Here is a 22,211-nt window from a genome sequence, read left to right on the forward strand (position 1 = left end):
AGATGGGTCAGTTAAGAATGATTGTCAATAACAAAGAGTAAACCTATTGGCCGCCGGAGGAGGCTGTCACCGGGGTCATGGGATCCAGGGTCAGCTGCGGATCCACAAGCCGCCCGGCCCATTTCATGGACCAGTGGAGATGCGGCCCCGTCACCCGGCCGGTCGCCCCCACAGCGCCGATAATATCGCCCTTCTCCACCCGCTGGCCCGGCTCCACGTCAATACGGGACATGTGGAGGAAGGCGCTTTCAAGCCAGTGGCCATGATCGAGGAGGACGAGCCCGCCCTCGAAATACATATCGTCTTCCGCGAGCCGGACGATGCCCGGCGCGGGCGCCCGGATAGGCGTGCCGGTCGGCGCGGCGATATCGAGCCCCGAGTGAGGCCGCTTCGGCTCACCATTCAAAATACGCTGGGAGCCGAAGACGCCGGAAATGCGCCCCGTAACCGGCCAGTCAAAGCCGAGGGACCAATCAGCGAGGCGCTGCGTGTCCGTACGAGCGGCTTTTTTAAGGGCGCTGTCTGCGGCGATCTTGGCGAGCTGTTCTTCGGTAAACCCCGAGACCTTGGACTGGTCGAGGCCGTCAATGCGCTGCACCGGAAAATCACGGTCTTCAATTTCGACGGAGCGGCGCTCCACCGTTCCGTCCGGAAGCGTCACAACCACGAGCGAGGTGAGCGCGCTGTCGCGGCCGAAACCGATAAGGAAACGCCCGTCATCGTCGACCATCACGTCTTCGCCGTCGAGCTTCACACTCGCCCCGATTTCAGTTTGCCCGAAGAGAATGCCGCCTTGCGCAAAAGAACCCTCGAGCGAGAAATGCTCCGGTTCTCCCGCAAACACTTTCTGGCGCTCGGCGACATCGTTCATGGCTTCGGCGAAATTGGCGCGGCGGGCGAGATCATCCTTGCCGTCGTCCTCTTCGACATTGAAAATTTTCGTCGACGGCTTTTCGGGAAGCCCTTTCGACTCTTCCTGCGCGGCGGCGGGAAGCGCCGCCATGGTCATCGCAAACAAAGCAAACAGGGATTTCATTCGGCGGCTCCTTTGAGGCCAAAACCGGTCATCGCCGCAGCGGCGTCGGCGTAAGCCTCCTGCTTGTCCACATTCCAGTAGCGCAAAGCGCGCAAGGGGATGCGCGCGCCGGTGACGGCGCAGACCACAAAAGCGCCGGGCTTCACCACATGAAACTCCGCATCGTCATATTCGATGACGGCTTCATCATCGGCGCTATGGGAATCAAATGGGTTCACTGTTCCGCTCACAATTCGGCTCGCTTGTCCTCGTCATCAATACCGCGCCGCCGCGCCCTTAGTCAAAGGCGCGATCATGGGCGGGGATTAGTCAAAAAGCCGGGGCTGGCGCGGCCTGGAGGCTGATTTATCTGATTTCTTTGCGGTTTTTTTGGGGCTCGTAACGTCAGCGGCGCTCCTGGCCTCGCCATCAAAAAGGACGCCCCTCACGCCGTCAGCGAACTGGATTTCGCCAGCCGCCCCGGGAACGGCGTCCTCCGCGCGGCGGATCAGTCCGCCATCGGCTCCGCGCACCAGTGCAAAACCCCGATCGAGCACATTCTGATAGGAGACGGCGGCGAGGACCCGCGCCGAGGCGGCAAGACGCGACCGCCGGTCAACCACAATCCGGTCGGTGCGCTCGGCGATGCGTGACCAGTACGTCGCCAGTTTGTTTTCGCGCATTGCAAATCCATGGGCGAGCAGGTTCGGCGTCAGACGCCCACTTGTCCGCGCAAGCGAAGTCAGCGCCGTGTCGAGCCGCGCCCGCAAGCCCGACCGCAATCCGTCGGATGCGCGATCGAGCCGCTGCGTCGCCGCGCCGAGAATATCTTCAGGCCGGCCGAGCCCGCGCGAAGCCGACAACAAGGCCGAGCGCCGTGTTTCAAAAAGGCGCTCCACCGCGCCGGTAAACCGGCGCTCCTTGTTCAGGACTTCGCTCAGGAGTTCGGACCGCACCGGCACGGCGAATTCGGCCGCCGCAGTCGGCGTCGGCGCGCGCCGGTCGGCGACATAGTCGATAAGGGTTGTGTCGGTTTCGTGCCCCACCGCAGAGATCAGAGGTATCTCGCTCGCCGCCGCTGCGCGGGCGACAACTTCTTCATTGAAGCACCAGAGATCCTCCAGCGAGCCGCCGCCGCGCGCTACAATCAAAACATCCGGACGCGGAACATCGCCGCCCGGAGACAAGGCATTGAAGCCGCGGATCGCTTCGGCGATCTTTTCTTCTGCGCCCCTGCCCTGCACCAGCGTGGGCCAGACAATGACGTGGCGGGGAAAGCGCTCGCGCAGACGGTGGAGAATATCGCGGATGACCGCGCCTGACGGCGAGGTCACGACACCAATCACTTCCGGCAAAAAAGGAAACGGCTTTTTGCGCTCCGGCGCAAAAAGACCCTCGGCGGCGAGTTTTTTCTTACGCTCCTCAAAGAGCGCCATCAATGCGCCGACGCCGGCAGGCTCGAGCGAATCGATAATCAGCTGATAGCGAGACTGGCCGGGGAAAGTGCTCATCCGGCCCGTGGCCACAACCTCCATCCCCTGTTCCGGATTGATGGAAAGCCGCGCGGCGTTGCCTTTCCACATCACTCCGGAGATGACAGCTTTTTCATCTTTGAGATCGAGATACATGTGTCCCGACGCGGCGCGGGTGCACCGGCCAAGCTCGCCTTTGACGCGAACCAGCCCGAAAGCGTCCTCAATCGTCCGCTTTACCGCGCCGGATAGCTCTGTAACAGTATATTCGTGCAAATTGCCGGGAGTTCTGTCGCTCATGGTTTCATGTTAAAGCATGTTTTTCGCGGCGGGATAAGGGTGGCGCGGCCGCGTAGCTCACTGCAAAAAATTCTTCCCGGCGCCTTGTCTGTGTTGCAGATCACAGTGCTTCAAAGTGTATGTCAGTAACAGGGCCCGGCGTTTGAAGGCGTTTCAAAGCCCGGCGTCCTTTTCGGCGCCAATTTCAGGTTTTGGGGCCCTAACCAAAGTCAGTATCGTCACAACTTGCTGTCCCCTAGGCAGCGAGACCGCGCCCAGACCGGCGTCATGAGAAGAACCCGAAACGGGGAGAGAGAGCATGAACAAGAAATTTTTGATCGGCGCCGCAGCCGCAGCCATCGCGCTTGGCGGCATTGGCGTAAAAAGCCGCTACTTTACCGATGAACAGGAAACAGCCGGCGCGCCCTTCCTGCATCCTTTGCTGATTGCCCGCGCCGCCTGCGGCGAAGAAAACGGCAAACTTTCCAAGCGCCGCGCCTTCTTTGTCAGAGCGGCGAGCGCTTACGCTGCTGAGGGCGGGCAAGTAAAAGACGGCGCACAAATGCTGCGCTCCAATCTTGGCGCCATTTCCTATCCGGTGACGACATCGAAACCGGAGGCGCAAGCCTGGTTCGATCAGGGCCTCGCCTACACTTACAACTTCAACCATGGCGAAGCGATCAACGCTTTCAAACGGGCGCAGGAAATCGATCCCGAATGCGCCATGTGCTATTGGGGCGAAGCCTTCGCGCTCGGCCCCAATATCAACGCGCCCATGGGCGAGGAAGCCGTGACGCCCGCATGGGAGGCGCTGAACAAAGCCATGTCGCTGCGTTCAAAGGCGACGGCGAAAGAACAGGCGCTCATCAACGCGCTCGGCTATCGCTATTCCGAAGTCCAGCCCGACGACCGGTCGAAGCTCGACAACGCCTTCGCCGACGCCATGGACGAGGTTGCGAAAGACTATGCGGATGACGACTTCATCGCCGCGCTCGCCGCTGAAGCGAATATGGACACGCAAGCCTGGGATTACTGGGCCGATGGCGGCCGGACGCCGAAGGGCCGCACGGCGCGCACCGTGTCGCTGATCGAGGGCGTGCTCGCGCGCAATCCCGATCATCCGGCGGCGATCCACCTTTATATCCACATGACCGAAGCCTCGCGAGATCCCTATCGCGCCATCGCACACGCCAAACGCCTCGCAGGCCTCGCGCCCGGTCTTGGCCACCTGATCCACATGCCGTCGCACACCTATTACGTGGTCGGACGGTTCAAGGAATCGCTGGAGCAGAACATCGAGGCGGTCGCCGCTGACGAAGCCTATCTCGACAGCGCTGACGCGTCAGTGATGTATGAATACGGGTATTTCACCCACAATATTCATTTCGCGCTGACATCTGCGCAGATGGCGGGCGATGACGCCACGGCGCTCGCCATGGCGAAGAAGCTCGACGAAAAGCTGCCCATCGAAATGGCGTCGGCGGCGCCCTTCGTGCAGCCAATCAAGGCGGCGCCTTACTACGCCATGGTGCAGTTCGCCGCGCCGGAAGATATTCTGGCGCTGGAAGATCCGGGCGACACCATGCCATTCCTGCAAGGCGCATGGCGATACGCCCGCGGCGAGGCCTATGCGAAAATGGGTGACGCAGACGCCGCCATGAAAGAAGCCGAAGCGATCAGCGATATTGTCGCCAATGCAGACCTGTCACCGCTGGTCAACGGCAATGTCCCGGCGCCGCAGGTGCTCAACATTGCACGCCTCACCGTGATCGCCCGGGCCAGCGCGGCGCAGAACGATCTCGCCAGCGCGATTGAAGCCATGGAAGAAGCCGTCGTGATCCAGGAAAACATTCCTTATATGGAGCCGCCCTGGTGGTATTATCCGTCAGCGCAAACGCTCGCCGGATTCCTGCTTCAGGACGGACAGGCCGAACGCGCCGAACAGCTTTTCATCGAAACGCTGACCGAAAGCCCCAACAACGCCTGGGTGCTTTACGGCCTCGCGGAAAGCTACAAAGCGCAAGGCGACAAGAATGCGGCGAAATACGCCAATGCGCTCTTCAAAGACGCGTGGATCGGCGGGAAGAAATCCTATCCCGGCGTCGCCGACCTGTAAAAATTCACCAGTCCGCGCGCATTTGCCCCTCGCGCGCGCCCTGCGATCACTCCAAACTCCCGCCCGGAGTTTGGAGTGATTTTTTATGAGCGATCTGCCCGGCGCCTCTAACGCCAGCACCCTCTCGCGGCGCGCGCTGTTCCAGGGCGCGGGAACCGCGGCCTTCGCCGCCGCGCTAGGGCTGCCGGTCCCGTTCGCAAGGTTCTTGCCGGAAGGAATCATTCCCCTGGCGCTCGCCCAGGACGGGCTGGACGGCAAGGAAGGCCTGACGATCCTTGGCGACCGGCCGTTGAACGCGGAAACGCCCGTGCATCTCCTCGACGAAAACATCACGTCGGCGGCGCATATGTTTGTGCGCAATAACGGCCTGCCGCCATCGCTGACCGATGAGGCGGTCGCAAACTGGACGCTCAGCATCGACGGGGAAGTCGAACGGCCGCTGTCGCTGTCTCTCGATGATCTTCGCAATGACTTTCAGCAGGTGACGCTGCAGCTCCAGATCGAATGCGGCGGCAATGGCCGCAAATTCATGACGCCGGCGGCGCGCGGCAATCAGTGGACCTTCGGCGCCGTTTCCTGCGCCGAGTGGACCGGCGTCCGGTTGGGCGATGTGCTTAACCGCGCCGGGTTAAAACGCTCCGCCGTTTACACCGGCCATTACGGCGCCGACCTTCACCTTTCCGGCGATCCGGAAAAGCGCGCGATCTCCCGCGGCGTTCCTGTCGAAAAAGCGATGGAGCCGCACACCATCATCGCCCACGCCTTGAACGGCGCCGACATCCCGTTGCTTAACGGTCATCCCTTGCGGCTCATCGCGCCGGGCTGGCCGGGCTCTTGTTCGCAGAAATGGCTGACGCGCATCACGCTGCGCGACCGCGAGCATGACGGCGAGAAAATGACTGGCCAGTCTTACCGCGTGCCGAAAAACCCTGTGGCGCCGGGCACGGAAGTCGCCGACGCGGATATGAAAATTATTGAATCGATGCCGGTGAAGTCCATCATTACAGCGCCGCAAACCGGCGTGCGCGTAACAGCCGGGGATATCTTCGAGGCGCGCGGCCACGCCTGGGCCGGCGATAATGAGGTGGCGGCCATGGATGTCTCCATCGATTTCGGCGCCACCTGGACGCGCGCGACCTTAACCCGTCCTGTCAATCGCTATGCGTGGCAGCATTGGCGCGCAGAACTGAGCCTGCCGCAACACGGCTATTATGAAATCTGGGCGCGCGCGAGCGATGATGAGGGGCGGATGCAGCCGGCGACGCAACCGGGCTGGAACCCGCGCGGTTATCTCAACAATCTCATGCACCGCATTGCTGTCTTCGCCCTATGACGCCGGCCCGGAATATGCTCGCGCGCGCAGTGACGCTTGGCGCCATGGCGCTTGCCGTTCTTTTGTTGATGCGGTTATTCGCCCATGAAGATAATGCGCCCGCGTCACCGCTTCATGACTCAACAAGTGCAGAGCTCCCCGCAGCGGAAGACCCACAAGAGACCGCGCCGATCGCGATCAATTATGCGCCCGCCTATGCCGCGCTTAATCCTTATGCGGATCTTGCCACGTCAGCCGCCGCTTCCACATTCGATCCCAATGACGATTATTGGGGCCTGCCGCGCAGCACGGGCGTTGACAGCGTCGCCGCCTATTGCAGCGCCTGCCACAGCCTGCAGATCGTGATGCAGCAGCGGCAAACCCGCGACGGCTGGGATTACCTTCTGCACTGGATGGTGGAAAAACAGGGCATGGCCGAGCTACCCGCAGAAACGCGCGCGGACATTCTCGATTACCTGTCGCGGGAGTTCAGCGAGTGATCAGTCGGCGCGATGCGCCAGCGCCGAACGCAAAATCCAGTAACCGCAAGCGAGCCCGATAAGGCCCGCCACAATGAAGGTTCCGTTCTGCAACGCCGTGCTGAGATGCGCGGCCGCAGACGCCGCCCACAGGATCGCCTCCGAAAAAGCGAAACTCTCCGACGCCACCAGAACAACGAGGGCGGCGATCCCGATTTTTTCAAGCATTAAGAACTCCAGAAAATACTTTCGCAAAAATGTAGGCGGTGAAGGGCCCCTCGCCAATCACAAATTGTTTCTACGAGCGTTATTCGTCTTCCTCTTCGCGAATCTGCTCGCGGATTTCATCGAGCTCTTTCTGGGTGTACTCGCCATTCTCGCGCAGGGTCCATGACGGCTCAAAGGCGCGCGGGCCGATATCGGGCCGGTTTCCTTCAACGCCGCGCATCATGTTGTCGTCGCCGGCGTCCGGCAGATTGTTGACGCTGTCCTGTGTCCGCCGGAAATCCTGGAGCGCTTCCATCTCGCCATAGTCGCGCTGTTGGCGCAGGGTTCTGACCGTCGGTCCGGCGGTCGGCCCCGCAACGCCGCGCTCCCGGTCCCGCTTCAACAGCTCCGTCGCCCGGCTCCAGTCTTCGCCGCTCGCGCCGGGACGCCAGCCGGAGCGGATCTCCCTGCGGCCGGCGCATTCCTGCTGCTTGTCTTCGTCGTCGAACTCTTCGGGACAGAAGATTGCGACAACGCCTGAATCGCCCGGCAGGATCGCCGCCGCCCCTTCGGGCAGAGGCTCGCCGGCCTCCATGCCGGGAAGCGCGACGCGCGGCATGGTGAAGGTTCGCCGGCCAAAAACCGGCTCCTCGTCGAACATGTCGTCATTGGCCGGCGCTTCTTCGAGCACCTCCTCAGGCGTTTCAGGCTCGGTTTCGGCGAGCACCGGCTCTTCGGGTTCGGCTTCTTCGCCTTCCGTCGTGGTCTCGCTGTCGTCGAGCCCCTCGCCCTCTTCCTCACCGACAAGTTCATCAAGGCCAGCAACGGGCTCGGCTTCGGGTTCGACCTCAACCAGAGGCTGATCCGACTCGGGCTCCGGCTGCAGCGGCTCATCTTCCGGCGCAGGCGCAATGATCTCATCGCGGGCCGACGGCACAGGGTCGGGGATAAAGGGCTCCGGGTCTTCAGCCGGCGGCGCGAATTGCGGCTCCAGATCGAGATTGAGCTCAGGCAGCGCCTCCGGAACCGGTTCCGGCTCGAACGCCTCAATGATTTCCGGTTCGGGCTCAGGTTCGGGCTCCGGCTCAGGCTCCGGTTCGGGCTCGGGTTCAGGCTCCGGCTCGGGCTCTTCAATCGGTTCCGGCGCCGGCTCGGGTTCCGGCTCCTCCACGGGCTCCGGCTCTGGTTCAGGCTCCGGTTCGGGTTCCGGAGCCGGCTCAAGATCGGGATCGCGCAGATCGAGATCGAGCGGCAGCGGCTCCACCAGCGTCACCTGGATGAAGTCGCTCGGCGCATTGGGGATCCAGATCCGCACCTTCGCGAAGGTCGACAACAGCGTCAGGACGATAAGGTTGATAGCGATGGCGAGGGTGATAGAGGCGCGGCGGCGGCGTTTGTCCGTGGCGCCGAGATAGTCCAGAAACCGCGCGCTCGTTCGCCCCCATGGCCTGTAAAACTTTCCCCAGGCGCGGCGCAGGCCAACCAGCCCCGAGCGCAACAGCGCCAACGGGGGCGGTTTTTTTCCCGCTTCCTGTGTCTTCGGGTCTTCGGTCATGCGAAAAAGCGTTGAATGCCGGGGCGTTGATCGTCAAAGCGTTGATCGCGAGAATGCCGCCGCTTAAAGCCACGATGCGAAGCAAGGAGAACGGCCAAGTGAAAGTCCTGTTGGTTGGCGGCGGCGGCAGAGAGCATGCGCTGGGCTGGAAAATCGCGCAAAGCCCGGAATTGTCAAAGCTCTATCTGGCGCCTGGGAGCGCGGGGCTCAATCACCTTGGCGAAAAATTGTCCTTCGGAGACGGCGAATTGCAAGCGATTGCTGATTTCGCCGCCGAAAACGCCATTGATCTCGTTGTCGTCGGCCCGGAAGCGCCGCTGGCCGCCGGATTGGGCGATCTCCTGGCCGCGAAAGGGGTCCCGTGTTTCGGCCCCTCCAGGGCCGCTGCGCAGCTCGAATCCTCCAAAAGCTTCATGAAAGACGTGGCGAGCGCGGCCGGCGCGCCGACAGCGGCCTATGGCCGGTTCACGGACATTGAGCCCGCCAAAGCCTTCCTGCGCGAGCAAACGGCGCCTTATGTGATCAAGGCAGACGGCCTCGCCGCGGGTAAGGGCGTCGTCATCGCTGAAAGCCTGAAAGACGCCGACGCCGCTGTCGAGGAAATGCTCAGCGGACGCTTCGGCGAGGCGAGTGAGGCGATCGTCATCGAGGAGTTCATGCGTGGCGAGGAGGCAAGCTTTTTCGCGATCACCGACGGCGAAAACATTTTGCCCTTGATCGACGCGCAAGATCACAAGCGCGCCTATGACGGTGACAAGGGCCCGAACACCGGCGGCATGGGCGCCTATTCCCCGGCGCCGGTGTTCACCGATAAAGTTCGTGAGCGGACGATGAAAGAGCTCATCGAACCGGTCATTGCGGAAATGAAAAGCCGCGGGACACCCTATGTGGGCGTTCTTTACGCCGGCCTGATGATCGAGGATGAAAAGCCCCGCCTTGTGGAATTCAATGCGCGGTTCGGCGATCCCGAATGCCAGATCCTGATGCGGCGTTTAAAAAGTGATCTCCTGCCCGCGCTTTACAAGGCGGCGACCGGCGGATTAAAGGGCGTGAGCCTTGACTGGTCCGATGACGCCGCCGCCCTCGTCGTCATGGCCGCCGATGGCTATCCCGGGGCCTATAAAAAAGGCTCCGAGATTAAAGGCGTCGAAGCGGCCAACGCGCTTCCCGGCGTTGTCGTCTTTCATGCAGGCACGAAAGAAGAAAACGGCGGGCTCCTCTCCAATGGCGGGCGCGTCCTGAACGTCACCGCCACGGGCGAGGATATTCGCGAGGCCGTTGAGAGAGCCTATGCGGGTGTTGACGCCATCGACTGGCCGGGCGGGTTTTACCGCAAGGATATTGGCTGGCGCGCCCTTGAACGTGACGATGCGGAGCGCGCCAGGTGATCGCGCTTGAAGAGTGGCGCAAGGCGGCGCGCGACTTCATCTGCGCGGGACATCGCATTGTCTATTGGGCGCCCGACCTCCCCGACCCGCAAAAACCATGGCTGCTGCTCATTCATGGATTTCCCACCTCGTCCTGGGACTGGTCGGCGACATGGCTAGCGCTCGAAAAGCATTTCAATCTCGCCGCCCTCGACATGCTTGGCTTCGGCCTATCCGACAAGCCGGCGAATATCCGCTATTCCCTGCTTGATCAGGCGGATTTGCAGGAAGCGCTTCTGGAGCGTCTCGGCGTCGGCGAGGCGCATCTTCTGGCGCATGACTATGGCGACAGCGTGGGACAGGAATTGCTGGCGCGCCATAATGACCGCACACTGAGCTTTTCGCTCAAATCGATCGTCTTCCTCAATGGCGGCCTGTTTCCGGAACAGCATCGCGCGCGGCCCATTCAAAAACTGGGCCTGTCGCCAATCGGCGGCCTGATTGGCATGATGCTGACGCGCGACAAGCTGCGCACAAACTTCGATCAGATTTTCGGACCTGACACCAAAGCCTCCGATGAGGAGATCGACGGCCACTGGTCTCTGATGAGGGAAAACAGGGGCCAGCGGGTCTTTCACAAGCTTTTGCAATATATCCCTGAACGCAAGGTGATGCGCTCACGCTGGGTCGGGGCGCTCAAAGACGCAACGATCCCGTTGCGGCTGATCGATGGCGGCGCGGACCCGGTTTCCGGCGAGCATCTTTATCATTACTACAAAGAAGAGATCCCAAACGCCGACGCGGTTCTGTTCGAGGACATCGGCCATTATCCCCAGACGGAAGCGCCGGAGCGCGTCCTCACCGCCTTCTTCGACTTCCACCGCAAGCTAAGGACCATTTCCGCATGACCGCCTTTCTGTCGATTTTCGTCACTGTTTTCCTCGCCGAGCTTGGCGACAAGACCCAGCTTGCAACGGTCCTGTTTGCGAGCGATGGCGGAAAATCGAAACCGATGGTCTTTGCGGCGGCGGCCCTTGCGCTCGTCGCCTCGACAGGACTGGCCGTGCTCGCCGGCGCGGCGGCCGACAAATGGTTCTCCACGCTGCCATTGAAGCTTATCGCAGGCGCAGGATTTGTTATCATCGGCGGGCTCATGATGCTCGATCATTTCCGGGCCGCATAAAAACTCAAGGAAACGCCCAAAGGATAAATTATGAACAGCGCCGCTGATGACTTCACCGGATTCGCCGATACGCCTGAGCATCTTAAATTCGATGAAGCTGCGCTCGACGCCTATATGCGAGATCATGTCGACGGCTATACAGGCCCGCTGACGGTCAAGAAATTCAAGGGCGGCCAGTCCAATCCCACTTATTTGCTGACGACGCCCGCGAAAAAATACGTCTTACGCCGCAAACCGCCGGGCAAGCTCCTTCCTTCCGCTCATGCGGTCGACCGCGAATACCGGGTGATGACCGCGCTCGGCACAGAAAACTTTCCCGTGCCGAAAACCTACGCGCTCTGTGAAGACGAAAGCGTCGTCGGCACCGCGTTTTTCATTATGGATTTTGTCGACGGGCGCATTTTCTGGGATGCGAGCCTGCCGGAAGTTGAAAAGGAAAAGCGCAAGCCGCTTTATCACGCGCTGATTGACACGCTCGCGGACCTGCACAACATCGATTTTCAGAAAATCGGCCTCAACGATTACGGCAAACCCGGCAATTATTTCGAGCGCCAGATCGGCCGCTGGTCGAAGCAATATGCAGCGGCGGAAACCGGAACCATTGAAGAGATGGATAATCTCATAAAGTGGCTGCCGACCGCGATCCCGTCCGATGACGCGACCTCCATCGTGCATGGCGATTACCGGTTCGATAACGCCATCATGCACCCGACCGAACCGAAAACGCTCGCCATTCTCGACTGGGAATTGTCGACCCTCGGCCATCCCCTCGCCGATTTCACTTATCTCCTGATGGTCTGGCACATGCCGGCGAGCGTACGCGGCGGATTGCTCGGCGCCGACCTTGAAGCGCTCGGCATCCCGACGGTCGATGAAGCGGTCGAGCGCTATTCGAAACGGACAGGCCGCGACGGCGTCCCGGATGTCGATTTCTGTCTCGCCTATAATATGTTCCGCCTCGCCTCGATCATTCAGGGCGTTTACGCGCGCTCGCTGCAAGGCAACGCCTCATCGCCCGCCGCAAAACAGATGGGCGAGAATGTCAAACCCCTCGCCGTGCTGGCGTGGAGCTTTGCGCAGAAGGCGGGGGCTTAGGCGTCAACTCTTTAGAGGGGGTCGAGAAGATGCTTGACAGACGGAATTTTATTCTCGGCGGGCTAGCAGTTAGCGCCTGTTCGACGATGCCGCAAAGCAACAATATCAGCGATGATGAATACGAAATCTTCAATGTAATCTGGAAAGATCTCCCCTGCCGAGCAAAGGATGAATTAGACCTGATAGAATCGATCACCTTTCCGGTAAAGCGATCAGACCGCCTATGGAAAGTCGAACCGTCTATGACGCAGTGGATGCGCCCCGACAGGGGAAAAATTATCAGCATACCGGAAGAAGCAATTGAGAACTTCTTTTCCGTAAATGAAAACTCTTTTCCGATTGAAGCTCAACGAATTAACAACAAATGCGTCACGCTTGTCAGCAAAGAACGAATAGAAGAAGTGTCCCCAACACTCGATGCGGGCGCTTACTATGACCGGCTTCGTGATGAGCGAGTGAAAGTGATAGGTGAGTATATCGAAGCGCAACGAAAAGGAAATGCTTCGGAAATTCCCCCTCCTAAATTCGAAAAGGAACTTCCGGCGCGGACGGTCCACAGCATTTCGAGATTTGGATTCAATTCCGATAGAACCCTCGCCGTCGGCGCTCGGACATATTTCTGCGGGCCGCTCTGCGCAGGTTGGCTTTGTGTTGTCGCCACAAAACAAAACACAGGGTGGCGCATAGATGACGAAATTTATCTCATGATTAGCTAGCCCCCTGAGAGGCTACGGCTTGGATAGAAAGCGAACTGCATTGATACCAATCCTTCAAACTGAACGGCTAACCCTGCGTGCGCCGGTGAATACGGATTTTCCTGTCTATCGCGATTTTTACGCCGATGCTGACGCCTCCGCCGCTTATGGCGGACCGTTGCCCGCGCATCTGGCGTTCAGAAAACTCGCCGCCGATCTCGGGCACTGGCAGTTGCGCGGCTATGGCATGTGGTCGATCGAGGAAAAAACATCTGACGAGATGGTTGGCGGCGCCGGACTTGTCTGGCCGGAGGGGTGGCCGCGTCCGGAACTCACCTGGTGGATCATCCCGTCTGCGCGCCGCAAAGGCTATGCGCTGGAAGCCTCGCGGGCCGTCATCGCCTATGCCTATGAAGACTTGCAATGGACGCAAGTTGAAACGCACATGAATGATGAAAATGAAGCCGCCAGAAACCTCGCCCGGAAGCTCGGCGGTCAAGTTATCGCCCGTCAGAAATTTCCCGATGGGGTGGAGAGAGACGTCTTCAAACTACCCGCTTCCATGTAGCCAGGCGTCGCAACACGCAAACGCAGCCCTTATCGCCGCAATAGCGCCAACAACAACACCGCAATCAACACAGCCCACCCCGTCATGATCGCCAGCGGCGCGGCGATGACGCCGATGGCGGTCAACATCAGAAATAAAAAACCGAGATGCGCGACGGCGGCCGCGACCTGCCCCGAGAGCGCCCAGCCCGCGCGCCCGCGCGCAAGCACCGCAGACTCAAGCCCAAGCGAGGCGATCTGAAAGAGCTGCGCAAAGGCCATCAACGCGATCAGCGGCGCCGCAGCAAGAAACTCTTCCCCGCCAATCCCGACTGCAAGCTGGCGGCGCAACAGGAAATAAAGAAACACAATCGGCGCCGCGATGAGGATCGCCGTGCCGATCGACTGGAACGCCACCTTCGCCATTTTGTGGCGGCCCTCTTCCGCCTCGATCTTCGACAGCTCCGGAAAGCTCGCATGGTTGAACATGGTGATCGGCTGCGCGAGCACATTGGCGAGATTGTAAGCGATGCGGAACAACGCCGCCGCCGCCGGGCCGAGGACGCCGCCCACAATCAACAACGGCACATTGTTGTGCATGAGATCGATGGAGCTCGACAGGTTCGTCTTGATCATGAAGGGCAGCCACGCCTTGTCCGCGTCGCGCGCCGCCTTTCCCAGAATTGCCGGTGTCAGCTTTTTCTTTTCAAGCTCACGCCAGCCGAGAAACCAGAGACTGCTCCCATGCACGAAGACGCTGGCGATCCAGACGATCAGAAAAGCGCCGACGCTCGCCTCTGTCAGCCATAAAATGATGGCGCCGACAAACCGGATCAACGGCATCAGAGTCAATTGCCAGCCGAGCAGCTTGAACTTGTCGTAAAGGCGCAGAACGCCGGTCGGCGTCGCAGCGATGAGAAACGGCGTCGCGAAACAATAAACAGTGATGAGCCCGCGAATGTCATCCGACCATCCAAAAACGCGCGCGGCGAGCGGCGCGAGCGCCAGGGCGATGATCACTGAAGCGACGCCACTGATGAGATCGAGGCGGATTGTGTAGCGCAGGAGATCTTTCAGCCGCGCTTCATCGCCGTCGCGAACCATAGGCGCGCCAAACCGGATCACCGCCTGCCAGGACTGAAAGCGGGCGACGCCGGCGATGACGGTGGCGTAGGCATGGGCGAGGACGAGCGCGCCCATCCCTTCCGGCCCGAGCCCGCGCGCGGCGATGGCGAGATAGGCGAGGCTCAACACGCCGCCCGCGGCCTTGCCCGAAAGCAGCTTGCCGGCGTTCGCCATGATCCGCGCCACGGGCCCAGCCTGTTTTTTCGTTCCGCTGGGCGTCATACCTCTCCCTGACTTCAAAGCCCCCTGAGATAGCGGCTGTTTGGAATGGTTTTCAATCGGCCGCCATCCGCCCCCACCCTGTCTGGCCCGAGCTTCTGACGCCGCTCATTGCTTGTGGGCGCATCATTGCCTATCCGTCTGACCGCAACCAACAAGAAAAAAGAGGCCAACCCCATGAGCGGGGACCATCAAAAACAATATCACTTCGTCATCATGGCGGCGCAACGCGCAGGCGCCGTCAACCCGCTGGCCGCCGCCGCGGGCGTCAGCCACAAATGCCTCGTTGAAATCGACGGCAAATCCCTGATCGAACGCACGCTGACCGAAATCATCGCCAGCGGTCTCGCGCGCCGCGTCAGCGTCTCCATTGAAGACGAAGCGCCCTTGAAGAGCGACAGCTATGTGCGCGGCCTGATGGACGCCGGTTTCGTACGGTTCGTGAAATCCACCGACAATCTTTTTGACAGCGTGGCGGCGGCCTTCACCGCTGACGATGACGCGCCGGCCATTATCACAACGGCGGACAATGCCCTCTTCACGGGCGAGATGTATCGATTTTTCGCACAAGGCGCGGAAAGCTTTGACGCCTCGGCGGCGTTTTGCAGAAAAGAGACTCTTCTCTCCAAATATCCCGAGGGCCAGCCGCGATTTCATCGCTTCAAAAACGGGGAATACACCAACTGCAACACCTTCGCGATTATGAACCGCAAGGCGGTCAGCGCCGCGGCGATGTTCCGTAGCGGCGGGCAGTTCCTCAAAAGCTCGCCCATGCGCGCCATCAGGACATTCGGCCTCTGGAACGCGATTGGGTACAAGAATGGATGGTTCACGCTCGAAGGCGCTTTCCGGGTGCTCAGCCGAAAGTTCGGGGTCAGTATCGGGATTGTCGACATGCCGTATGCGGAAGCGCCTATCGACGTCGACAACGCGCAATCCCTGGAGATGACAACCCGGATCATCGCGGAACGAAAGGCCGCCGCAGAGATCTGAGCAAAGCCGAACGGCAAGCAGCCGTTGTTTTACACTCAACCTTCCAGACACAAAAAAGCCGGCCACGAAGGCCGGCTTTTCCAATTCTATTTAACGCTGTTCGCGTTAGGCCGTTTTACGACGACGCGAGGCGAAGCCAAGACCGGCAAGACCGGAAAGCAGCAGCGGAAGCGCAGCCGGAACCGGAATGTCGCTGACAGTCAACTGAGCGATCGTGAAGCCGTTGCCTTCGGTCAGGGCGATAAGGAGGAAGTCCTTACCGTAGCCGAGGCCCGGGATCACGTCGACGACGCTGCCAAGAACGATGGTGCCCATGTCCACGCCGTCAATAAACAGCTGGAAGGAACCGCAATCGCCTTCATTCGCCGGCGTCGAGCAGTTAGTGTCGCCACCGCGGTTAAATTCGACGTCGTTGACAGAGTAGTAGTCGTCAAAAACGAAGCGGATTGCTTCACGCGAATCAAACTGGGTTTGATCGTCAGAAGTATCGTCTTCCGACCATGCGCCGAGGCCAGAGTCGGCCGGGTTGATGTCCTGGATCAGACGCGCAGCATTGTTCGCATTCGCATCGTCCTGGGTCGTCACGCCAGCATAGGCGTAAACATCAACGACGACTGAGTCTTTGGAGTATTCAAAGCCTTCAGCGTGATTGATGGTGCAAAGGTCGTTGCTTACGCCGCCGGTTGTCGCGCAGCTATCGTCTACGTTAGCAACATTGTCAGGCGTAACATTCAGGCCGTCGCCTTTAAACACGAAAGTAGTGGCATTCGCCGGCGCCGCCATAAAGCCCACAGCCAGTGCAGCGGCTGCAAGATAGCGAAGGGTTTTCATGGTGTAGTCCCCCACTCAAAACTAAATCCGGGAAACGCCGGAAGTCGCATCGTTAAACCTTTTTTAACGACAGGGCCAAATCTCCCAATTTTATTCGAATTGTCAATTGAATTAGAGGGTATTAACTTAAAAAAAGTGCTGCATCGCAACATAACAGAGCAATCGTGGGAGCGGATTCCCCTATAGCGTGTATATTATCGTCATTGTTAACCATAAACGTCTGCTATTGGGGCGTTTTTCACCGGTTGTATAGATTTGCGGGCGCTGCGATTCGTCGGTTGGCGATTGCCGTCTTATAGGGACATGGATAGACCTTTTATGTCGCCGACGCCCTCTCCTTCCTTCCTCGCTCAGGAGCTCTCCAATGGTACGGATTTCCAGCCTGCTTGTCGCACTCAGTGCGTCTTTTCTCGCCGCCTGCGCACGTGAAGGCGCAGCGCCGGCCGCGGACTCTCCTCAGCAGGTGACCGTCTTCACAGGCGGCCCCATCTATACGGGCGCTGACGGAAAGGGCCCGGCGGAGGCGGTCGCCATCTCCGAAGGCGTCATTCTCGCAGTCGGCTCCCATGATCTCGTCATCGCCGGCGCCGGAGACAGTCCTGAAATCGTCGACCTAAAAGGCGCGGCCATGTATCCGGGCTTCACCGACGCCCACGCCCATCTCCTCGGCATCGGAATGCGCGAGCTGACGCTCAATCTTGAAGAGGTGGGATCGATCGCAGAGCTCGTTTCGATCGTCGAGGCGAATGTTCAGCATACCGGCGAGAACGAAACCATTTTCGGCCGCGGCTGGATTGAGACCGGCTGGCCCGAAGGACGGATGCCGACCCGCGACGACCTCGATCCCGTCAGCGCGGACAATCCGGTTCTTTTGTCGCGCGCCGACGGTCATGCGCTGGTCGCCAATTCGGCCGCGCTTGACGCTGCAGGCATCGATGATGAAACGCCGGACCCGGACGGCGGCAAGATCGAACGAGACGAAACAGGCCGTGCGACCGGCATCCTCATCGACCATGCGCAAGGGCTCGTCCGCGGCCTTATCGGCGAGACCACTGACGGGAAAAAGCGCGAGGCCTACGCCAAAGCGTCCGACGTCTACACAAGCTATGGCTGGACCGGCATTCACGCCATGTCCGTCGATCCTGGCAATGTCGACATGATCGAGGCCTTGTCCGGAGACGGCGCGCTTAAATTGCGGGTTTACAATTCCATCGACCAGAGTGGGCTCGACGCGTTGATCGGAAGCGGTCCCCGCGTCACCGACAACGGCCGCGTCATCACCCGCGCCATCAAGCTTTACATGGACGGCGCGCTTGGCTCGCGCGGGGCGGCGCTGATGGAAGCCTATTCCGACCGCCCGGACACAAGCGGCCTCCTGCTCATGAAAAAAGACGAGGCGATGCCGGTTCTTGAAAAAGCCCTCGAAGCCGGGGTGCAGGTCAACACCCATGCGATCGGCGACCGCGGCAACAAGCTTCTGCTTGACTGGTACGAAGAAACCTTCGCCGCCCATCCCGATAAAACCGATATCCGGTGGCGCGACGAGCACACACAAATTCTGCGCACGGAAGATATTCCCCGCTACGCCGAACTTGGCGTCATCCCGTCGATGCAGCCAAGTCACGCCATCGGCGATCTCTTCTTTGCGGTCGACCGATTAGGAACGGACCGGCTCGACGGCGCCTATCCCTGGCGCTCGCTGATCGACGCCGGGTCGATCATCGCCGGCGGTTCTGACGCGCCGGTGGAGCGAGGCGATCCGCGCATCGAGTTTTACGCCGCCGTCGCCCGCCGCGGCGTCAACGGCTACAGCGATGAGAACTGGCGCCCCGATCAGGCGGTGACCCGTGAGGAAGCCTTAAAGATGTTTACGATCTGGCCTGCCTACGCTTCCTTTCAGGAAGAAACGCTCGGCACCATTGAACCCGGCAAGCGCGCCGACTTCACCGTCTTTTCAGAAGACATCATGACGATCCCGGAAGAAGACATCCTCACCGTCGAGCCTGTGATGACCGTCGTCGACGGGGAAATCATTTTCCGGGCGGAGTGAGTTCCGGCTTGGCGATGACAAGCCGCGTCCAGGTCACGCCCGCTTTCTGGTTAGCTTCGGACAACGCGCCATGGCGCGTGCTGAATATTGTGTTCAATCCATAAGGCTCAGCCAGCGCCGCCGTTTCTTCGCCGCTGACATTGAACATGCGCCGCCCGTCCGGGACCGGCCCGTGACGCAGCAAAAAAATGATCTTGGCGCCGGGCGCCGCCAGCCGGGCGAGCACGCCCATGCCTTCCTTGCGCTCAGCCTCATCGAGATGCATCCAGACCGCGGTCAGCATGATGAGGTCATAAACCGCGCTGCGATGTTTTAGCGTTGCGAGAGAAGGCAGGCTGTCGCCGATCCATTCAATCGCTGGGTCAGGATGAAGCGACATGGACGGCATGCGCAATTCAGCGGTCGGCTCCACCGCCGTCACTTTGTGCCCCAGCCTTGCGAAAGCGGCGGCGTCGCGCCCGGTTCCCGCTCCCAGCTCAAGCACCCGCGAAGGCTTCTCCGGCAAAAGATGCAGCACCGGCTCATGCACTTCTTCAAAAGAAAACGCCTCATAGCGCCGGAGCAAATCCTCGGCCTCTTGCGCATATCCGGCATTGCTCGCTTTGGTCTTCACAAAATCGCGCCTTCTCTCTGTCGCCAGCCGAATTCGTTTGTGTGGGGGACCCGTCACCCCCATATTGAGCATTATGACGTTCTGGCAGTTTTTGATCTTTTTCCTGCTGGTTGTCTTCGTACTCTGGAATATTTGGGTTGCGATCCGTTCGCTTGGCGATATCGGAGACGATGACTAACCCTTGGGAATGGCCGACAGGCTCGCACGCGCTTATCCTCATAAGCGCGCTGCGTCAGGCTGCGAACAGCCGGCTCATATCGTCGAAATATTTGAATTCAAGCGCATTGCCCGCCGGGTCCAGAAGGAAGAACGTCCCCTGCTCGCCCGGCTCGCCCTTGAATCTCACATAAGGCTCAATCACGAAATCGACACCTGCCGCCGTCAACCGGTCCGCCAGCACCCGCCACGCTGCGCCATCGAGGATGACGCCGAAATGCTTCACCGGCACATTCTTGCCGTCCACCTCATTCGCCGCCGCGCGCCCGCACTCTTCCGGCGCCAGATGCGTCACCAGCTGATGGCCGAAAAAGTCAAAATCGATCCACGCGTCGGAGCGCCGCCCCCGGGGACAGCCGAACATGTCGCCATAAAAAGCCTCGGCTGCGACAAGATCGTCAACCGGGATCGCAAGGTGGAATAAGGGCGCGTTCATGACTATATCACTCCAGAATTCGCAACGGCTTTTATAGCCTGACGGCACCGACTTTCACACGGGATTAAAGAGCGCTCAATGACCGAAAAATTCATTCCACTCGCCGACCGGTTCCTGGTCACGCAACAGATCGCGCCCAAAGACGCCGCGCTGGCGGCCGCAGAGGGCGTCAGCCTGATCGTTAACAACCGTCCCGACGGCGAGGCGCCGGGCCAGCCGAAAAGCGACGACATCGCGCGCGCCGCCACGGAGGCGGGGATATCTTACGTTCACATTCCCGTGGATGGGCGCGGCATCTCTCAAGGCCATATTTCCGCCCTTAAAAAAGCGTTAGAAGACAATGGCGACGGCAAGGCGCTTGCTTTCTGTCGCACCGGTACGCGCTCCACGATCCTGCAGGCCTATTTGCAGGCGTCTGAGGGACGGGCGCCGGATGAGATTATCGCTGAAGCCGCCGCGGCCGGTTACGATATTTCCGGGCATGCGCCCGCGCTCCAGGCGCTATGCGGCGCATAGATAAAGACGAATAAAGGAAGCCGCCGAAATATGATTGGGTTTGCGTTATTACTGACGATGGCTCTGCAAGGCGCTGAACTAGGCGTTGAACGGGGCGCTGACGCTTACAACGCGCCGCCGGTTTTAAAGAAGTATTCCGACTGCACCTGCCCCGCCGATGTGTCGCCTGACATCACCCTGTCCGGCTATGTCATCGACGCGAAAGTCATCCTCGGCGCCGACCGCCGTTCCGTTGAAGATCGCATGGCGACGATATTCGATGTGAAGACGTCGGATGATTCATCCGTCACCGGCCGCACCGCCGTCTGGCACACGACCAGTGAAGACAGCTGCGGCGTCAGTTTCGACTACGGCAAGAAATATACGGTCTATGCGCGCCGCGATGATGAGGGCGAGCTGGAAACCGACAGCTGCCTTATGGGCGGCTAACCCATTTCGCATTTAATAGTGAATGATGATGCGCGCGCTGGTCGCCGCGGCGGGAATGACAATCGTTTCCGTCAGCGTGACGCCGCAGCGCAACACCGCCATGTCACGGCCGTCATTGTCAGTTGCGCGACCATCTTGCCCCTCGCCGCAATCGAGAAAGCTGCCGCGTTCTTTTTCCACCACATAAAGATAGTTCGGCGGCGCCGCGACAAAGGCGCGATCCGTAACGCCGCCTGACCCGTCGCCGATGGAAACGGCGCCTGCGCTCTCACGCCCGTTTTCCGCCGCCATAGCCGGCAGGGTAAACCCAGCGGCAAAAGCTGCGGCGATGAGATTAACGGTTTGTTTACGAACGGCACACATGCGCGCCCCGTCGCAAAAGCCGCGCCGTTTATCGAAAGATCACGTTTTCCGCGCCTCACAGCCATTTTATTTCCTTGTCATCGTCTGAAAAGCCATGTTCAGTGCCGCGGTTGGGGCGGTTCGGGCGGAGCGCTATGTCCATTTTCGGCGAATTCAAAATTAACGGTAATCAACTGGTCGCCACCGAAACCGGCGCACAGATTCCGCTGAACGCCGATTTCGCCAGAGACGCCCTTCGCATCGCCAGCTTTGTCTGGTTCGTGAACGCCCTGCGCGCGACGCGGATGATGCGCGGGCGCGAGCCGCGGGCGAAAATCTCCTTCTTTCCGAAAAAGCCGCGCTCCTATTACGCGATCTGGCCGGTATGTCAGCTCGCCGACGTCAAGATCGTCGACGACCCGGCGGAGGCCGATCTTCATTTCTATTTCGAGGACAGCGAATTCCTGACCGCGCCGCGCATGACGCCGACGGCGAAGCCCGCCTTTAACGTCAACTGTTTCGACATTCGCAAAAGCGTTGTCGCGCGTATCTTCCAGGAGGTCTTCGGGTACAGTCTTGAGGTCGACCCGACAACGCATCACGGCGTCATGGTCGAAAAGTCCGAGCTTAACGGCAAGCATGACGGCCGCAAAATCGAAGGCCCCATTGCCTCGCCGAAACCGGGCCATGTCTATCAGCGCATTATCGAGAACACTTTTGACGGCAAGGAGCATGTGGACATCAGAACGCCTATCGTCGGCGGTCGCACCACGCCTTATGTGTTTTTGAAAAAGCGCACGCGGGCCCTGCGCTTCACCAATGATAATCACCGCGTCGATCTCGCCCCCATCGACGCCATGCTGTCGCGCGCCGAGCAGGAAAAGATCGCAGCCTTCGCCGCCGCCATGCATCTCGACTATGGCGGGCTCGATATTCTGCGTGACCGCCATGACGGGCGCATTTATATTGTCGACGCCAACAAGACCGATATGGGCCCGCCCGCGGCCATGCGCGGTCAGGACAAACTCACCGCTATGCGGGCGCTGGCCGAAGCCTTCGCCGCCGCCATCGACGCCAAGCTGGCGGAGTGACGAGATAATCCTTTCGCCTTTTCTGAAAG

Annotated in this window: 24 protein-coding genes; 14 read left to right on the forward strand and 10 right to left on the reverse strand. The window is 60.1% G+C overall.

The features are described from left to right. Nucleotides 1-43: 43 nt before the first annotated feature. From ACFC5L_RS15585 to xseA, 3 genes are all read right to left on the reverse strand, one after another. Nucleotides 44-1,036, reverse strand: coding sequence for a M23 family metallopeptidase (locus ACFC5L_RS15585; protein WP_375203457.1), 993 nt, complete (start codon nt 1,034-1,036; stop codon nt 44-46). Next, a complete protein-coding gene (locus tag ACFC5L_RS15590) occupies nt 1,033-1,254 on the reverse strand; it encodes a DUF2093 domain-containing protein (protein ID WP_375210775.1) in 222 nt (73 codons plus the stop codon). The genes ACFC5L_RS15585 and ACFC5L_RS15590 overlap by 4 nt, the downstream gene beginning before the upstream one ends. An 87-nt stretch (nt 1,255-1,341) precedes the next feature. After that, complete coding sequence (gene xseA, locus ACFC5L_RS15595) at nt 1,342-2,787, reverse strand: exodeoxyribonuclease VII large subunit (protein WP_375203455.1); 1,446 nt, start codon at nt 2,785-2,787, stop codon at nt 1,342-1,344. 298 nt (nt 2,788-3,085) lie between these two features. On the opposite strand from xseA, the gene ACFC5L_RS15600 reads away from it, so the two are divergent. From ACFC5L_RS15600 to ACFC5L_RS15610, 3 genes are all read left to right on the forward strand, one after another. Continuing rightward, a complete protein-coding gene (locus tag ACFC5L_RS15600) occupies nt 3,086-4,882 on the forward strand; it encodes a tetratricopeptide repeat protein (RefSeq protein ID WP_375203454.1) in 1,797 nt (598 codons plus the stop codon). Nucleotides 4,883-4,967: 85 nt separating this feature from the next. Beyond that, nucleotides 4,968-6,215: a sulfite oxidase gene (locus ACFC5L_RS15605; RefSeq protein WP_375203453.1), complete on the forward strand. Its 1,248-nt coding sequence runs from the start codon at nt 4,968-4,970 to the stop codon at nt 6,213-6,215. 14 nt (nt 6,216-6,229) lie between these two features. Continuing rightward, complete coding sequence (locus ACFC5L_RS15610; RefSeq protein WP_375203452.1) at nt 6,230-6,694, forward strand: hypothetical protein; 465 nt, start codon at nt 6,230-6,232, stop codon at nt 6,692-6,694. Here ACFC5L_RS15610 and ACFC5L_RS15615 read toward each other — a convergent pair whose 3' ends face one another. Together ACFC5L_RS15615 and ACFC5L_RS15620 are read right to left on the reverse strand one after the other, a co-directional pair. Next, entirely contained in the window at nt 6,695-6,901 is a 207-nt protein-coding gene (locus tag ACFC5L_RS15615; protein ID WP_375203451.1) for a hypothetical protein, read from the reverse strand. It lies immediately after the preceding gene. 79 nt (nt 6,902-6,980) lie between these two features. Continuing rightward, on the reverse strand, nt 6,981-8,435 hold the full coding sequence (locus ACFC5L_RS15620; protein ID WP_375203450.1) for a hypothetical protein: 1,455 nt from the start codon (nt 8,433-8,435) through the stop codon (nt 6,981-6,983). A gap of 98 nt (nt 8,436-8,533) precedes the next feature. On the opposite strand from ACFC5L_RS15620, the gene purD reads away from it, so the two are divergent. Genes purD through ACFC5L_RS15650 form a run of 6 tightly spaced genes read left to right on the forward strand, consistent with a single transcriptional unit; the run spans nt 8,534 to nt 13,343 of the window. After that, complete coding sequence (purD, locus tag ACFC5L_RS15625; RefSeq protein WP_375203449.1) at nt 8,534-9,823, forward strand: phosphoribosylamine--glycine ligase; 1,290 nt, start codon at nt 8,534-8,536, stop codon at nt 9,821-9,823. Next, nucleotides 9,823-10,710: an alpha/beta fold hydrolase gene (locus tag ACFC5L_RS15630; RefSeq protein WP_375203768.1), complete on the forward strand. Its 888-nt coding sequence runs from the start codon at nt 9,823-9,825 to the stop codon at nt 10,708-10,710. The genes purD and ACFC5L_RS15630 overlap by 1 nt, the downstream gene beginning before the upstream one ends. Beyond that, nucleotides 10,707-10,985, forward strand: a complete 279-nt coding sequence (locus ACFC5L_RS15635) for a TMEM165/GDT1 family protein (RefSeq protein WP_375203448.1) — start codon at nt 10,707-10,709, stop codon at nt 10,983-10,985. The genes ACFC5L_RS15630 and ACFC5L_RS15635 overlap by 4 nt, the downstream gene beginning before the upstream one ends. Nucleotides 10,986-11,015: 30 nt before the next feature. Beyond that, nucleotides 11,016-12,080: a phosphotransferase family protein gene (locus ACFC5L_RS15640; protein ID WP_375203447.1), complete on the forward strand. Its 1,065-nt coding sequence runs from the start codon at nt 11,016-11,018 to the stop codon at nt 12,078-12,080. A 29-nt stretch (nt 12,081-12,109) separates the two neighbouring features. Beyond that, entirely contained in the window at nt 12,110-12,796 is a 687-nt protein-coding gene (locus ACFC5L_RS15645) for a hypothetical protein (protein ID WP_375203446.1), read from the forward strand. A gap of 40 nt (nt 12,797-12,836) precedes the next feature. Then, a complete protein-coding gene (locus ACFC5L_RS15650; RefSeq protein ID WP_375203445.1) occupies nt 12,837-13,343 on the forward strand; it encodes a GNAT family N-acetyltransferase in 507 nt (168 codons plus the stop codon). 29 nt (nt 13,344-13,372) lie between these two features. On the opposite strand, the gene ACFC5L_RS15655 is transcribed toward ACFC5L_RS15650, so the two are convergent. Continuing rightward, nucleotides 13,373-14,668 (reverse strand): lipopolysaccharide biosynthesis protein, encoded by a 1,296-nt coding sequence (locus ACFC5L_RS15655; RefSeq protein WP_375203444.1) that lies wholly within the window; start codon nt 14,666-14,668, stop codon nt 13,373-13,375. Between the two features lie 174 nt (nt 14,669-14,842). Here ACFC5L_RS15655 and ACFC5L_RS15660 point away from each other — a divergent pair, with 174 nt between their 5' ends. Then, nucleotides 14,843-15,658, forward strand: a complete 816-nt coding sequence (locus ACFC5L_RS15660) for an NTP transferase domain-containing protein (RefSeq protein WP_375203443.1) — start codon at nt 14,843-14,845, stop codon at nt 15,656-15,658. A gap of 105 nt (nt 15,659-15,763) precedes the next feature. On the opposite strand, the gene ACFC5L_RS15665 is transcribed toward ACFC5L_RS15660, so the two are convergent. After that, entirely contained in the window at nt 15,764-16,489 is a 726-nt protein-coding gene (locus ACFC5L_RS15665; RefSeq protein ID WP_375203442.1) for a VPLPA-CTERM sorting domain-containing protein, read from the reverse strand. 364 nt (nt 16,490-16,853) lie between these two features. On the opposite strand from ACFC5L_RS15665, the gene ACFC5L_RS15670 reads away from it, so the two are divergent. Further along, a complete protein-coding gene (locus ACFC5L_RS15670) occupies nt 16,854-18,539 on the forward strand; it encodes an amidohydrolase (protein WP_375203441.1) in 1,686 nt (561 codons plus the stop codon). On the opposite strand, the gene ACFC5L_RS15675 is transcribed toward ACFC5L_RS15670, so the two are convergent. Beyond that, on the reverse strand, nt 18,520-19,152 hold the full coding sequence (locus ACFC5L_RS15675; protein WP_375203440.1) for a class I SAM-dependent methyltransferase: 633 nt from the start codon (nt 19,150-19,152) through the stop codon (nt 18,520-18,522). The genes ACFC5L_RS15670 and ACFC5L_RS15675 overlap by 20 nt on opposite strands. 232 nt (nt 19,153-19,384) lie before the next feature. Next, nucleotides 19,385-19,804, reverse strand: coding sequence for a VOC family protein (locus ACFC5L_RS15680; RefSeq protein WP_375203439.1), 420 nt, complete (start codon nt 19,802-19,804; stop codon nt 19,385-19,387). A gap of 78 nt (nt 19,805-19,882) precedes the next feature. Between ACFC5L_RS15680 and ACFC5L_RS15685 the strand changes: the two genes are divergently transcribed. Both ACFC5L_RS15685 and ACFC5L_RS15690 read left to right on the forward strand, forming a co-directional pair. Beyond that, complete coding sequence (locus ACFC5L_RS15685) at nt 19,883-20,320, forward strand: TIGR01244 family sulfur transferase (protein WP_375203438.1); 438 nt, start codon at nt 19,883-19,885, stop codon at nt 20,318-20,320. 30 nt (nt 20,321-20,350) lie between these two features. After that, nucleotides 20,351-20,749 carry a hypothetical protein gene (locus ACFC5L_RS15690; protein ID WP_375203437.1) on the forward strand — a complete coding sequence of 133 codons (399 nt, stop codon included), beginning with the start codon at nt 20,351-20,353 and terminating at the stop codon, nt 20,747-20,749. A 12-nt stretch (nt 20,750-20,761) separates the two neighbouring features. Here ACFC5L_RS15690 and ACFC5L_RS15695 read toward each other — a convergent pair whose 3' ends face one another. After that, on the reverse strand, nt 20,762-21,112 hold the full coding sequence (locus tag ACFC5L_RS15695; RefSeq protein WP_375203436.1) for a hypothetical protein: 351 nt from the start codon (nt 21,110-21,112) through the stop codon (nt 20,762-20,764). Between the two features lie 134 nt (nt 21,113-21,246). Between ACFC5L_RS15695 and ACFC5L_RS15700 the strand changes: the two genes are divergently transcribed. After that, nucleotides 21,247-22,182 (forward strand): hypothetical protein, encoded by a 936-nt coding sequence (locus tag ACFC5L_RS15700; RefSeq protein ID WP_375203435.1) that lies wholly within the window; start codon nt 21,247-21,249, stop codon nt 22,180-22,182. The last annotated feature ends 29 nt before the right edge of the window (nt 22,183-22,211 follow it).

It is taken from the genome of Hyphococcus sp., from assembly GCF_041986965.1.
GTDB lineage: Bacteria > Pseudomonadota > Alphaproteobacteria > Caulobacterales > Parvularculaceae > Hyphococcus.